This window comes from Streptomyces ureilyticus (genome assembly GCF_011045025.1).
GTDB lineage: Bacteria > Actinomycetota > Actinomycetes > Streptomycetales > Streptomycetaceae > Streptomyces > Streptomyces ureilyticus.
Genome location: NZ_JAAKZX010000014.1, coordinates 21,794 through 36,111 on the forward strand (window position 1 = coordinate 21,794; position 14,318 = coordinate 36,111).

The 14,318-nt window shown below is 66.4% G+C and carries 10 protein-coding genes; 4 read left to right on the forward strand and 6 right to left on the reverse strand.

The genetic code is table 11. From position 1 onward, the window contains the following. Window positions 1-147 precede the first annotated feature (147 nt). The 5 genes from G6048_RS07015 to G6048_RS07035 form a co-directional block, all read right to left on the reverse strand. A complete protein-coding gene (locus tag G6048_RS07015; protein WP_165338573.1) occupies window positions 148-3,429 on the reverse strand; it encodes a type I restriction endonuclease subunit R in 3,282 nt (1,093 codons plus the stop codon). After that, on the reverse strand, window positions 3,426-4,556 hold the full coding sequence (locus G6048_RS07020; RefSeq protein ID WP_165338574.1) for a restriction endonuclease subunit S: 1,131 nt from the start codon (window positions 4,554-4,556) through the stop codon (window positions 3,426-3,428). Before G6048_RS07020 ends, G6048_RS07015 begins: the two co-directional genes overlap by 4 nt. Then, window positions 4,553-6,163, reverse strand: coding sequence for a class I SAM-dependent DNA methyltransferase (locus G6048_RS07025; RefSeq protein WP_206341274.1), 1,611 nt, complete (start codon window positions 6,161-6,163; stop codon window positions 4,553-4,555). Before G6048_RS07025 ends, G6048_RS07020 begins: the two co-directional genes overlap by 4 nt. 98 nt (window positions 6,164-6,261) lie before the next feature. After that, on the reverse strand, window positions 6,262-8,445 hold the full coding sequence (locus G6048_RS07030) for an N-6 DNA methylase (protein ID WP_165338576.1): 2,184 nt from the start codon (window positions 8,443-8,445) through the stop codon (window positions 6,262-6,264). Beyond that, complete coding sequence (locus G6048_RS07035; protein ID WP_165338577.1) at window positions 8,445-9,119, reverse strand: Abi family protein; 675 nt, start codon at window positions 9,117-9,119, stop codon at window positions 8,445-8,447. The genes G6048_RS07030 and G6048_RS07035 overlap by 1 nt, the downstream gene beginning before the upstream one ends. Window positions 9,120-9,490: 371 nt before the next feature. Here G6048_RS07035 and G6048_RS07040 point away from each other — a divergent pair, with 371 nt between their 5' ends. The 4 genes from G6048_RS07040 (at window position 9,491) to G6048_RS07055 (ending at window position 12,619) form a co-directional block, all read left to right on the forward strand. Next, complete coding sequence (locus G6048_RS07040) at window positions 9,491-10,039, forward strand: DinB family protein (protein WP_165338578.1); 549 nt, start codon at window positions 9,491-9,493, stop codon at window positions 10,037-10,039. A 24-nt stretch (window positions 10,040-10,063) separates the two neighbouring features. Further along, a complete protein-coding gene (locus G6048_RS07045; RefSeq protein ID WP_165338579.1) occupies window positions 10,064-10,705 on the forward strand; it encodes a PadR family transcriptional regulator in 642 nt (213 codons plus the stop codon). A 112-nt stretch (window positions 10,706-10,817) separates the two neighbouring features. Continuing rightward, a complete protein-coding gene (locus G6048_RS07050; protein WP_165338580.1) occupies window positions 10,818-11,804 on the forward strand; it encodes an ATP-binding cassette domain-containing protein in 987 nt (328 codons plus the stop codon). An 86-nt stretch (window positions 11,805-11,890) separates the two neighbouring features. Further along, entirely contained in the window at window positions 11,891-12,619 is a 729-nt protein-coding gene (locus G6048_RS07055; protein ID WP_165338627.1) for an ABC transporter permease, read from the forward strand. A 103-nt stretch (window positions 12,620-12,722) separates the two neighbouring features. On the opposite strand, the gene G6048_RS07060 is transcribed toward G6048_RS07055, so the two are convergent. Further along, entirely contained in the window at window positions 12,723-14,129 is a 1,407-nt protein-coding gene (locus tag G6048_RS07060; protein ID WP_165338581.1) for a glutamate decarboxylase, read from the reverse strand. Between the last annotated feature and the right edge of the window lie 189 nt (window positions 14,130-14,318).

Consider the following 14,318-nt stretch of genomic DNA (forward strand, 5'->3'; position numbering starts at 1 on the left):
GCGTGCTGTCTTCCGCTCGGCGCCGGTGATTCCTGCCTGCGGAGGCTGTCCTTCGGGAATGTGACAGTTCGGCCCTCGACTGTCACATTCCCGGGCCTCGTAGGCCTGGCACCCACGGCCGACACGTACCGCGCGACACAGGGACGCTCAGGCCCACTCCTCCGCCTTGACTTCGGTCTGCTTCAGCACGCGCTCGATGGCCTCCGGCTCCTTGTCCGGTGGGTAGCCGTAGTACCCGAGCAGGAACTTGACCTTCGAACGGATGCGGTCCCGAGCCTGACCCCTGACGCGCCAGTCGACGGTGACGTCCTTGCGTACGAGGTCGCACAGCTTGTGGGCGATCTCGGTCAGGACGCCCTCGCCCATCTCAAGAGCCGAGGGGTTGGCGGCGACGGCGTCGTAGAAGGCCAACTCGTCGTCATCAAGGCCGAGTTCCTTCGCCCGGGCGTGGTCGGCGGCGAGTTCGCGTGAGACCTCGACCAGGAGCTCGATGGTCTCGGCGGAGTTCATGAGGCCGTTGTGATACCGATTGATCACTTGCTGCATCTTCTCGGTGAACGCCTTCTGGCGGACGACGTTCCCGGAGTGGGTCTGGCGGATCTGCGCATTGAGTGCGCGGCGGAGTGCCCTGATGGCCAGGTCCGGACGGTTGCTGGCCCTGACCTGCTGGATGAACTCCTCGTCCAGGTGCGAGATGTCCGGCTTGGTGAGGCCGGCGGCGTCGTAGATGTCGACGACGCCGTCGGCGGCGACAGCCTGGGCGTTGAGCTGCTCGATCAGACGGGTCACGTCCGCCTCTGTGGCCAGCCCCTCGTCCTTCCGCTCATCGCTGACGATCTTCTCTCGGGAGGTTCGGACGGCCGCGAAGAAGTGGATGTCCGGTATCAGGTCCTGAATGTCGGGGTGTGTGGCGCAGAGGGAGAACGACCGGGAGAGCAGCCGTGCGTAGTGCATGAAGAGCTGCTGGCGGGTGGGCTTGCCCGGCTCCAGTTCGGGTTGGGCCTCTTCGAGGAACTCCAGGACGGTGCTCAGGGCCTCCGTGTAGCCGTCGGCGTCCAATGTCTCACGCCATCCGCACGGCCGCAGCAAGTCCTCGATCCGCTGGTGCATGCGCCGCACGGACGACAGCGCCTCGTCGATGGGGGCGCCGATGGTCCGCCGTTCCCGGTCGGCGGGGGAGTACTCGGCGAGAGCTGCGGTGATGTGGTGGGCGACACCGAGGAAGTCCACGACAAGACCGGAGGGCTTCTCGTCCCAGGTGCGGTTCACGCGGGCGATGGCCTGCATCAGGGCAGCGCCACGCATCCGTCGGTCGAGGTAGAGGGTGTGGAGGGGCGGGGCGTCGAAACCGGTCAGCCACAGGGACTGCACGATGACCAGCTCCAGTTCGTCGTCCTCGTCGACGACGCGCTTCTGGATCTCCTTGAGCTGGGTGGGTGTGCGGACGTAGTCGGCGACCTCGGGGCTGTCGTGACCGGCGTTGCCGGTGAAGACGACACGGATCTTCCCGGTCTTGTCGGGGTACAGCTCGGTCTCCTCGTCCCGCTCGCCGACCCATTCGGGCCGGAGACGGGCGAGGGCGTTGAAGAGCCGCGCGGCGATGGCGCGGGACGAGCACACGATCATGCCCTTGCCGGTCTTGCCGGTGAGCTTGGTCATCTCACGACGGCGTACGTCCCAGTGCTTGAGGACAGTGGTGGCCAGATCCTCTATGCGCTCCTGGTTGCCGATGAGGTCCTCGAAGGAGGCGAAGCGGCGGCGGGCGCGGGTCTGTTCGGCTTCGGAGAGTCCTTCGACCAGCCCCTCGGCCTGTGCGTTGAGGTCGTCGAGGTCGATGTCCTCGGGGATCCGGACCTTGTGCAGGATCGGCTCGTAGAAGACGGGCACGGTGGCACCGTCGTCGACGGCCTGGGTCAGGTCGTATGTGTGGATGACAGGCCCGAAGACGCCCTTGGTGCTGCCGGTCGTGTTGTCGATCGGCGTACCGGTGAAGGCGAGGAAGGTCGCGTTGGGGAGGGCGTCGCGCAGATGGCGGGCGAAGCCGTCCTCGAAGTCGTAATGGCTGCGGTGGGCTTCGTCGACCACGACGATGACGTCGCGCCGCTCGGAGATGACGGGGTGCCGGGCGCCGGCCTCCTTCTCCTCCTTGCTGATGCGGAACTTCTGGAGGGTCGTGAAGACCACGCCGCCACTGTTCTCGCGCCGGGTGAGGAGTTCCTTCAACTGCCCCGAGTTCTCCGCCTTTTCGGGGAGATCGCCGATGAGGCGGTGGAGGCTGTTGCTGCGGATGAAGGTCCTGTAGAGCTGGCTGTCGAGATCGATCCGGTCGGTGAGCAGGACGACCGTCGGGTTCGACAGTTCGGGGGTCTGGGACACCTTGCCGGTGTAGAAGACCATCTCCTCGCTCTTGCCGGCCCCCTGTGTGTGCCAGACGACGCCGGCCCTGCCGTCGGTGGCGACGGCTGACTCGGTCGCGGCCACGGCTGCCTTGACGGCGAAGTACTGGTGGGCCTTGGCGAGCTTGACGGTGTCTACGTCACCGCCTGTGCCTTCGGCGGAGTAGGAGAGGTAGAAGGCGATGAGGTCCAGCAACCGCTCGGGGTCGAGTGGCCCGTGGATCATCCGTTCCAGAGCCCGGCCGTCGCGCCGCTCGTGCTTACGGAGAAGTACGCCGTCCTGGTCCGCATGCCAGGGGGCCATGTGCTGCCAGGACGTAAACGGGGTGCCGAGACGGGCGGTTATGCCATCGGAGGCGACAGCGAGGAGGATCGTACGGAACACTCCGTCGAGCTTCAGCTCGCGCCGGTAGTTCTGGATCTGGTCGTAGGCCTTGCGGGCGTCGTCAGGGCCGCTGTCCTTTTTCAACTCGATGACGGCGAGGGGGAGTCCGTTGACATACAGGACGATGTCGAAGACGAACTCCCGGCCGCGGACACCCTTGACCCGGACCTGGGAGGCGGCGACGAGGCCGTTGCCGTGAGGGTTGTCGAAGTCGACGGGCCAGACCGTCTCGTGCTTTTCCGCTCCGGTGAGGGGCTCCTCGTAGGTGACCTTCACACCGCCGGCGAGACGCTTGTAGAAGGCCCAGTTCTCGCGGATGTCGGAGCCGGTGGACTGCTTCAGCAGGTCACTGACGACCGCCCCGACGGCGGACTCGGGGAGGTGCGGGTAGCGGGTGGCGATGGCTCGACGCAGGCGCGGGTAGAGAACGAGGTCTTCCTTGCGCTCGGGATCGCGCTCGGGCCGAAGATCCTTGCCGCTGATGGGCTGCCAGTGCTCACCGAGCTTGTCGAGGGCGTCGATCTCCCAGTCCTGCTCGGAGAAGGTGAGCGCTTCGGCGTGACTGGCCTCTATCTCGGATACGGCCAACTCGTCGGCGTCGGAGGTCCCTTCGGGGCCTGACGCCGTCGGTTCGCTTTCGATGGTCATACGGCTTCCTCTACGGCGCGTTCGGCGTCTTTGATGCGGAGCTTTCCGGTTACGAGTTGGGGGAGGAGGGTGTCGCGAAGGCTGGCGAGGGTGTGGTTTTCGGTGTCGGCACTAACCGACACCTTGAGCAGGTTATTTGCGTACTCGCAAAAGCTCTTCAATTCCGCATTAGATGGGATGCGGATGAGATGTCGCAGTGCTAGATGTCGATTGACTCCGGGCACGGCTGAGTCTCCAACGAGGTCCTTGAATCCTGCGGATTCGAGGATGAAATACAGTGCTTCTGCAGTGAGATCCGGTGAGATTGGTCGCACGTGGTAGGCGGTATCGATCACCCAGCCTGGTTTTGACATCCAGGATACGTGTCCAGCGTTTGCACCCTTTCGTCCAACCACTGGACATGCAGTATCTGTCAAGGCCGAGTCGTGCCACCCTACCTGCCCAGTGCACCCGAACACTGGTGTTTCTCCAGCTTTCCGCTTCGGCGCAGGAAGAGCCTTTCCGTAGGTGAGATCCGCGATGTCGCTAACTGCGACTTCTCGGTTCTCATTCCAAATATATTTCTTAAGTATGGCTCGCCCGAGAGAAAGGGCATTGGTGGCGATGCGCTTGTTGAGTGCCAATTTTTCATCGAGTGCACTGAGTATCTCGACAACTGCCTGCTGCTGCTCAAGCGATGGTACGCGAATTGGCCACTTTGGTAGATCAACTAGGGGGATTCGGTCGACTGTTGCCCCGTGGATAGCGCGGGCCTTGATCTCGTTCTGAAACTCGGGCCCAAGGTAGGTGTACAGAAGGAATCGAGGATCTACTCGGTCGCGGTAAGGTCGAAGAAGTCCCATGCGTCGCCCAAGGCATGCCTGCAAGCCCGCAGGCATGAGGGCAGCATCCCCCAGGCGCGTCTCGTAGGAGAAAAGCAGGTCCCCCTCTTGTGGGGTGACACGTCGCGTCCATTTCTTGAAGTCCGATTCGCTGAGATGCGCGGACTCCTCCAGATCCAGACGTCCGTTGTCCAGACTTGAGATGCTAAGGAACCAGGGGCCGTTCGCGGTCTTTTGCGGTGTTGCGTGTGGGCCGTCGAAGACCGTAGCGATGTCCCCGATAGTGCGGGTGATCCATTCAGTCACTGAACCCTCCTCAGCTGTTCCTCAACCACCTTCGCGAGTCGTTCTGACTCCTCAAAATTGTCACGCAGTGCAGAAGCCAGCCGAGACACCTTTTCCTCCACTGACTCCGCATCCGGATCGATTGCTTCCTCGGCCATCCCTACATGCCGACTCGGGATTAGTACGAAGTCGTGATCCCTTAGTTCGCTTAGTGATGCGCTTCTGCAAAAACCTGGCACGTCTTCGTAAACCCCCGCCCTCTCGGCCCCTCGCCAGGCCCGAAACGTGTCTGCGATTCGATTGATCTCCTCTAGTCGCAGACGCTTTACTGTCCGGCTTCCTGGCTCCAGCTCACTCATTTTGGATGCGTCGATGAACAGCACCTCCCCTTTCCGCCCTCGAACCCATTTCGAATGTCGCCCCTTGCCGTCTGCCAAGAACCACAAACAAGCCGGAATCTGGGTCGACCGGAACAACTGCGCTGGCAACGCCACCATGCAAGCCACCAGATCCCCCTCGACCATGGCCCGCCGAATATCCCCCTCGCCTCCCGACTTACTGCTCATCGACCCGTTCGCCAGAACAACCCCCGCCCGCCCCCCGGGCGCCAGCTTGCTCACCATGTGCTGGATCCAGGCGAAGTTCGCGTTGCCGACCGGCGGCGTCCCGTACACCCACCGGTCGTCCATCCCGAGCCGTTCCCCGCCCCAGTCCGAGATGTTGAACGGGGGGTTGGCCAGCACCACGTCCGCCTTCAGGCCCCCGTGCTGGTCGCTGTGGAAGGAGTCCGCCGGCTCCTCACCCAGGTCCGCCTCAATCCCGTGGATCGCGAGATTCATGTGCGCCAGGCGCCACGTCGTGAGGTTGCGCTCCTGGCCGTACACGGACACGTTGAAGCGGTCACCGTCATGCTTCTCGATGAACTTCTCGGCCTGCACGAACATGCCGCCCGAACCGCACGCCGGGTCCAGGACCCGCTCGCCCTCCTCCGGTTCCAGCATCTCGACGAGCAGCTTCACCACACTCGCCGGCGTGAAGTACTCGCCGCCCTTGCGCCCTTCCTGAAGGGCGAACTGCGCGAGGAAGTACTCGTACACCTCACCCATGAGGTCCCGCGCTCCGACCCGCCTGCCGTCCTTGCCCACCTGGGCCTGGAAGGTGAGCCGGTCCAAGAGCTTCACCAGGCCGGCGAGGGTCGTCTCGTCCACCCGGCCGCTGTTGTACTGCTTCGGCAGCGTGTTCTTCAGCGAGGAGTTGAACTTCTCGATCGTCTCCATCGCCGTGTCGATGACCTTGCCGAGACTCGGGTCGCCCAACGTCCCCTTGGCCCGCTCCAGTACGACCTCCCACCGCGCCGTCGGCGGCACGTAGAAGATCCCGGCGCCCGTGTACTGCGTGCGCTCCTCCAGGGTTTGGAGGATCAGCTCCTCCGGTGCCTCGTCCTCGAAGCCGAGTTCGGCAATGATCCCGCCGCCCGACCGCAGCTCGGCCTCCAGCTGTGCCCGCTTCTCGGACATCGCCTCCGAGACGTACTTCAGGAACACGAGCCCCAGCACGAAGTGCTTGTACTCGGCGGCGTCGAGGCTTCCGCGCAGCTTGTCGGCGGAGGCCCACAGGATCGCCTTCATGGGCTGTGGCTTGGTTTCCTTCTTCTTACGTGGGGGCACGGGAGCTCTCTTCTCTCTTCTTCGGGGAACTGTCCTACAGGTCCTACGGGCACTGCCGATCAGCGCCGCCGCAACGCCAGGTCACCGTCGGCTACCCCGGCCGCGATACGCGCGGCGAGGTGGTCGAGGGCCGCCAACTGCCTGCGCACATCAGCGCGTAGCCGTTCCGTCTCCGTCAGGATCGCCTCCAGTTCGGCAATTTCCTCGGGTGAAAGCTGCGGCAGATCCATGTCACGCACGCTGACGCGCCGTACGAGAGAACCGCTTCCGCGGTGCTGGTTACGTGGGGACTGCAGCAGTTGGGCCAGCGCGTGGGGGCGCATCCACAACGCGTCCGGGCCGACGGGCTCGCCCTTGGCCACTGCCACGAGGAACTCGCGGTACCCGGCGATCCGCAGTCCCTGGACAGGGGACAGCAGTACGCATCCGCCCGCCTCGTCCACCTGGCAGCGCACCCCTTGCTCAGCGAGCACGATCACATCGCCCCGTTCCGTGATCTTGGCGGACGAGTAGGCCGCCAGAGCCTCCGGGCTGATCCGCCGCTGCCCGACCGGGAGTTCACCCGCCATCTCCTCGCGGCCGATCACCGGCAGGCCGGCCTCCCCGATGTCGGCGTCCTTGATGCGGTGCCCGCCGAGTGACTTCAACTGCCCCGCCGTGACGTGCTGGTCGAGTTTGCGGTGCCGGACCGGCGTACGGCGCTTGGCGATACCCATGGCGGCGAGCCAGTCGCGCAGCTGCGGCATCGCCGCCATCGCGGCCCGCCGTGCGGTGACGGTCTCCTCGAAGTGGTCGACACCGGTCTCGGCGGTAACGATTCGGTGTGCGGGCAGCACGGAGCGGCTGTCGAGCAGTTGCTCCCCGCCCGGATATGAGGACCGCAGCGATACCGATCGCGCATCACGTGGATCGGGCTCGCCCTCGGCGAGCACCAGCTGCGCGACTTCGCCGATCCATTTCCGCCCGCCCGCCCGCTGCGCGATGCGGTCGGCGTCAATGAGGAGGACCTGCTGGTCGGAGGCTTCGTACGTCGGCGGGCGGAGGACCAGCAGTGCGTACTCCGCACCTGTGCGGAACGGGTGGATACGGCGAGGGAGTTGGACGATCGCCTCGACGCTGCCCTGAGCGAGTAGCTGCTCACGAGCATCGACCGTCGGGGCAGGAGCTGCTCCACGCGTACGGGTCAGCGTCCATGTCGGGACAACGGCATAGGCATGCCCGTCAGGGTTGAGGCGCCGGACCGCTTCCTGCGCCCACCACAGAGGTCCTTTCTCGTCTCGTTCCCGCTCCCCTGAGGCGTACGGGGGGGAGGCCAGCACGATGTCGGCCGTGGAGAAGGTCCACGGCTCGGCTCCTGGTGCTCCTCCCCACCAGCGCGGGGTGTCCAGATCCGACGGGCTCGGGCAGACGTCCGTGAACATCTCGTGGCTGAGGAGTCGGTACGCCAGGAGCTTTCGCCGCAAGGGGTCGGGCTCGACCGCCACCAGCTCGCCGTGGCCTCGCAGCCTGCCGGTCGGGCCGCCGTCCATGCCGAGGAGCAGCTCGCCCAGGCCCGCGCACAGACTGATGGTGGAACGCTGGTCAGGGCCACCCTCGTTCGGTCCGATGAGCGAGGCCACGAGAGCGACGATCTCTCGTGGCACCGTGTCCATGACGAGGTCGGATTCCAGGCGCTTGGCCAGTTCCAGGTCCTCGTCGATGCCGAGGATCGCGTCGGCCGCCCTGCCCAGTGAGCCGATCTCGTACCTGAGGGACGAGACCGCTTGCCGCACCTCGGGTCCGGCCGCGGTGTAGTCCTCTCGCAGTCCTTCCGGGAGATACTCGGGCAGGAGATTCTCTCCCTCGCCCCACATGGCCAGGGTCGCCAGAGCCTGCGCGATCAGAGTCTCCGTCGAGCCCAGGTGGTGCTTCAGCGTCACGAGGCGTCGTAGCTTCAGCCCCTGCCGGAACCGGTCACCGTAGGTGGGGACCTTGCCGCTCCCGTCCGGCTCCGTGTCGGGAACGGGGCGCAGACTCAGCCAGTCCGCGATCTCGAGCGCGTCGAAGAGGGGCTTGCTCTCGCTACCGCCGATCGGCTCGGGGAAGGGCGGGCGCCGGTCCTTGGCCGAGGCCAGGGCTGCACGTGAGAACCGGCGCCGCCAGTTGCTGACCGTGGGCCGACCGACTCCGGCAAGTTCCTTGATCTCGCCGAGCGTCACAGGAGCGTAGGGCGCGGGTCCGGTCCTCGAAGTCGCCTCTGCCATCAGACCCTCACCGGTTCCCGACCGGAGAGCACGGCCGCTTTGCGGGCAAGGACAGCCGGCACCTGACTGTGCTGCCGGTGCAGCGCGGCCTTCTCGGGCGACACGTAGTGCATGAGTTTGAGCAGGGTGTCGAAGTCCTTCGGCAAGTGGCGGTGGCAGATCCGCTCGTGGTGGCCGATGCGGTTGCGGAACTTGCGTACGTGGTCCAGCTGTTGCTGCAGTGCGCCACGGCGGCCCTGGTAACCACGGAACGTATGACGCAGAGCCGGGTTCCAGAACTGCATCTCGTAGTTGAGGCCACGGCCGGTCAGGCCCACCCAGAAGCCGAGCGTCAACTTGGCCACCATGTCGTCCGCGGTGAAGCCGGCGCCGTACTCACGGTGGAGGGCCTGCTGGGCACTTCGCACCTGCTCGCGTCCCTTGGTGGTGAGCTGGACGCGCGGGGAGTCCCACCAGTCCGTGCGGTTGTATCGTCCGCTCAGCTTGGCGTGGAACGAGTTCCGCATGGCGACCTCGAAGTCGCGCAGCACGCCGAGGAAGGCGCGGGAGATCTCGCCGTCCCAGCAGTACAGACGCAGCGCCATGGCCAAGTCGCCGCCGCACTCGTCGAGAAACGGCTGGAACCGCTCCGCCGAGATGGCGTCGACAATGCGCTTGGCCTCGTCCTCCGTCACCGCTGTTCCTCTCCTTGACTGGAAGTTCCGTGTTAGCCTCGGATACGTGCGCCCCGGAGCACTGTCACTGCATTGCACACAGCCCGGGGCACAGCTCTTTCCGAAGCCCGGCGAACGGGCAGGCAACAGCTGCGCGGTGACCTGACTGCGGTCTCACCTTCAACGCCTACTACGTTAGATCGTAGCGCTCCTTTGTGCAATGAGGTTCCTGAGAACCCGGCTTCTCAGGAACGGTTGAGAGCTTCTGACCCGCCACATGCTCGCCAGAGCTAGACGGCGAGACCGCTCAATCGCGGACAGAATCTGACCTATATCGCCCATAGCTTCGTCGGTGTCAGGCCAGAGAACACACCGACGAAAGGCGGCCGGTCATGGTTGCTCACGTTTCCCCTGAGGCGCACGGCGATGAGCGTGGGGCGCTGCTCTCCTTTCTGGAGGAGCAGCGCGGAGGCATCCGCAGGGCGGTGCTCGGGTTGACGGAGGAGCAGGCGGCTTCGCGGCCCAGTGTCAGTGAGTTGTCGCTCGCGGGGCTGGTCAAGCATGTTGCCGAGGTTGAGCAGGGGTGGATCGCGCGGGCCAGGCAGGAGGCCCCCGCGGTGCGCCGGGACGAGTCGAACTGGCACGAGTGTTTCCAGCTCGCGGGTGACGAGACGCTCGAGTCGCAGCTCGCGTACTGGGAGAAGGTCGCGGCCGAGACGGAGGCGTTCATCCGGTCGGTGCCCAGCCTCGACGACACCTTTCCGCTGCCGGAGGCGCCCTGGTTCCCGCCGGAGGGGCGGGTCTCGATGCGCTGGCTCGCGCTTCACCTGATTCGCGAGACGGCCCGGCATGCCGGTCACGCCGACATCATCCGCGAGTCCCTGGACGGGAAGACGGCCTTCGAGCTCGTCGCCCTGGAGCAGGGCACGAGCCGGGGCTGACCCGCCCGGTTCTACGCTGGCCCCATGTCAGCGATCCGTCTTCTCGTACTCGGTGCCGTCCGGCAGCACGGGCGGGCCCACGGTTACCAGGTGCGCAACGACCTGGAGTACTGGGGCGCGCACGAGTGGTCCAACGCCAAGCCGGGGTCGATCTATCACGCGCTCAAGCAGATGGCGAAGCAGGGTCTGCTGCACGCGCATGAGATCGCGCCCTCCACGGCCGGTGGCCCGCCGCGTACCGAGTACGAGGTCACGGAGAAGGGCACCGAGGAATACCTCACGCTGCTTCGCGGATCCCTGACCGCGTACGACCAGAGGCCGGACGTGCTCTCGGCCGCGCTCGGCTTTATGGTCGACCTGGACCGTGAGGAGGTCCTCGAACTCCTCGAGGAGCGAGTGCTCGCCATAGAGGAGTGGCGCAAGGCCGTCACCGAGTACTACACGCCCGAGGACGGTCCCGAACAGCTCGGCCACATCGGCGAGATCATGAACTTCTGGGTCACCTCCGCCGACACCGGCGCCCAGTGGACCCGCGGCCTGATCGAGCGGATCAGGAGCGGCGCGTACGTCTTCTCGGGCGAGGGGAACCCGTTCGTGGGCGTGCTCGCGGACGACGAGGAGAACCCGTACGCGACGGGGGAATCCCATCCCGGGGACGCGCGCTGACTCCAGTCGACCGGGCAGCATTAATCAAGTTTGACTAGGTGCCTTGGTGGGCATAGCCTTCACCGGGCAAGCTACTAGTCAAGTTTGACTAAGCTGAACCGGAGGGAGCCGGATGACCGACGCGATCGTCGTCGAGAACGTACGGAAGCGATACGGGGACAAGGCGGCCCTGGACGGGTTCGATCTGGCGGTGGGCAGCGGCACCGTCCATGGTCTGCTCGGGCCGAACGGAGCCGGCAAGACCACCGCGGTACGCGTGCTGACCACACTGCTGCTCCCGGACGAAGGGCGCGCGGAGGTCGCCGGGTACGACGTCGCGCGGGAGGCCGGACGGGTGCGGCGGCGTATCGGCCTGCTCGGTCAGCACGCCGCGCTCGACGAGGAACTCGGCGGACGGCAGAACCTGGAGATGTTCGGGCGCCTCTACCACCTGGGCGCCCGGCACGCGCGCGTGCGGGCCGACGAGCTCCTGGAGCGCTTCGGCCTCGCGGACACGGGTCGCAAGGCGGTGAAGCAGTACAGCGGCGGCATGCGGCGCCGACTGGACCTCGCCGCCTCCCTCATCACCGAGCCGGAGGTGCTCTTCCTGGACGAACCGACGACGGGGCTCGACCCGCGGGGCCGCGCGGAGGTGTGGGGTGCGGTGCGCTCCCTGGTCGGCGGCGGCACGACCGTACTGCTCACCACTCAGTACCTGGAGGAGGCCGATCAGCTCGCCGACCGCATCTCGGTCGTCGACCGGGGCCGGGTCATCGCGGACGGCACGGCCGACGAGCTGAAGGCGAAGACCGGCGGCGACCGCATCGACGTGGTGCTGCGGGACGGCGGCCAACTGGGCGCGGCCGTCGCCCTGTTGCCCCTCGACAAGTCCGAGGTCTCCGTGGACGCCGACCGCCGCCGCCTCAGCGCCCCGGTCACCGACCGCATGGCGGCGCTCGCCGGGGCCGTACGCGCCCTGGAGGAGGCCGGGATCGTGGCAGAGGACATCGCCCTGCGACGGCCGACGCTGGACGAGGTGTTCCTGCACCTCACGGGAGACGGCCCCGCAGGATCCACAGGAGACGAGCACCGCGATCACGCTGTGAAGGAGGCCGTGTGAGCACGACGTACGAAGAGAGCCGCGTGGCGACGTACGAGACGAGCCGTGCCGGGGCGTGGGCGTACGTCCTCACCGACTGCTGGACCATGACCCGGCGCGAACTCGCCCACTGGGCGCGGCAACCGGTGCAGATGATCGTCGGGCTCGTGTTCCCTGTGATGATGCTGGTGATGTTCGGCTATCTGATCGGCGGCGGACGGGGGATCGAGGGCAACTACATCGACTTCCTGGTGCCCGGGATGCTGGCGCTGACCATGGCCTTCGGGCTGGAGGCCACGATGATCGCCGTCACCCAGGACCTCAACAAGGGGGTGATCGACCGCTTCCGGTCGATGCCGATGACCAACGGGGCGGTCCTGGTGGGCCGTTCGGCCGCCGACATGCTCCAGTCGGCGTTGGGTCTGGCCGTGATGATCGGCGTCGCGTACGCGCTCGGCTGGCGGGTGCACGGCACGTTCGGGTCCTTCCTGGGGGCCGTGGGGCTGCTCCTGCTCTTCCGGTTCGCGATGCTGTGGATCGGCATCCATCTGGCGATGGTGGCCGGGAAGCCGGAGATGGTGCAGGCCGTGCAGATCCTGGTCTGGCCGGTCAGCTTCCTGTCCAACGCGTTCGCGGACCCGGATGAGATGCCGGATTGGCTGGGCCCGGTGGTCGAGTGGAACCCGATGTCGCACACGGCCACAGCGGTACGCGACCTGCTAGGCAGCCCCGGCGGCGAGCCCGGCCACATCTGGCCGGCGATCGTCTGGCCGCTCGCCCTGCTGGCGGTGTTCTTCCCGCTGGCGGTACGGAGGTTCGGGCGGCTCAGCCGGTAGGCAGGACAGACGGGGGCCCCGCCGTGTGACGCGCCGTGCGACGGGGCCAGTCTGTCCTGAGGTGTGGGTGGTCGATCCCCGCCCTGCGGCCCGGTCCGGCGCCTCAGTGGTGGAATCCCGTCGCCGCATCCGTGTCGTGCGTCAAGGGATGCGGTTGGCGGCGCAGCTCGGGCAGCAGGCGCCCCAGGTCCTCGACGAACAGTTCGGCGAGGTCGGAAGAGAAGCCGTTGCGGCACACCACGCGCAGCACGGAGAGGTCCTCGCGGTTCGCCGGGAAGGCGTACGCGGGGACGAGCCAGCCGCGCTCGCGCATCCTCCGGGACACGTCGAAGACGTCGTACGCCGTAACGTCGGTTGCTGTCGTGAAGGCGAAGACCGGCAACTGATCGCCACGAGTGAGGAGCCGGAAGTCTCCGAGCCTCTCGACGCGGTCGGCGAGCCCCATGGCCACGTCCCGCGTCGCCTGCTGGACCGCCCGGAAGCCCTCGCGGCCCAGCCGCAGGAACGTGTAGTACTGCGCGACGACCTGGGCGCCCGGCCGGGAGAAGTTGAGTGCGAAGGTGGGCATGTCGCCGCCGAGGTAGTTCACCCTGAAGACCAGTTCTTCGGGCAGCTCGGCGGCGGACCGCCACAGGGCCCAGCCGACACCCGGGTACACGAGCCCGTACTTGTGCCCCGAGGTGTTGATGGAGGCCACGCGCGGCAGCCGGAAGTCCCAGAGCAGGTCCTCGTCGAGGAAGGGAGCGACCATCGCTCCGGACGCCCCGTCGACATGGACGGGAATGTCGAGTTCTGTTCGCTCTTGCAACTCGTCCAGGGCGGCACAGAGTTCGGCGATCGGCTCGTACGACCCGTCGAAGGTGGACCCCAGGATGCCGACGACACCGATGGTGTTCTCGTCGCACAGCTCCGCAGCCGCCTGCGGGTCGAGGTGGAACCGGTCGCCCTCCATGGGCACTTGGCGCGCCTCGACCTCCCAGAAGGTGCAGAACTTCTCCCAGCAGACCTGGACGTTGACGCCCATGACAAGGTTCGGGCGAGCTCCGGGATACCGGTTGGCATTCCGCTTGGCCCACCGGCGCTTGAGCGCCATGCCCGCGAGCATGCATGCCTCGCTCGACCCGGTCGTCGAGCAGCCCACGGCGGCGGACGGATCCGGCGCGTTCCACAGGTCGGCGAGCATCGCCACGCACCGCCGCTCCAGCTCGGCCGTTCGCGGATACTCGTCCTTGTCGATCATGTTCTTGTCCCGGCACTCCGCCATCAGGACGTCGGCCTGCGGTTCCATCCAGGTGGTGACGAAGGTGGCGAGGTTGAGGCGAGAGTTCCCGTCCAGCATCAGCTCGTCGTGGACGAGCTGATAGGCCGTGGCCGGCGGCAGGGGCCCGTCCGGCAGTCGATGCTGGGGCGGGGCCTCGGTCATGCCGCCGACCGGATTGGCCTCGCCGTAGAAGGGGTTGACGGACCGGGGGCGCTCGTCGGGCTTCTCGGGGCCGGTGTGGAGCGGCATCGTGCCTCCGGTCGGTCAGGTCGGGCTTCCATGATGGGCCACGGAGGATCATAACCGGGTAAAGGTGGCATAGCGGCTGGACGTGGTGAGCTACTCACAGGGTGGCCGCCATCAGTGCACAGGGTGTACGCAAGGGGGCCATGGAACCTGGAGACGTCATTCGGCGTTGATAGCTTTGGTCGTCCGAAG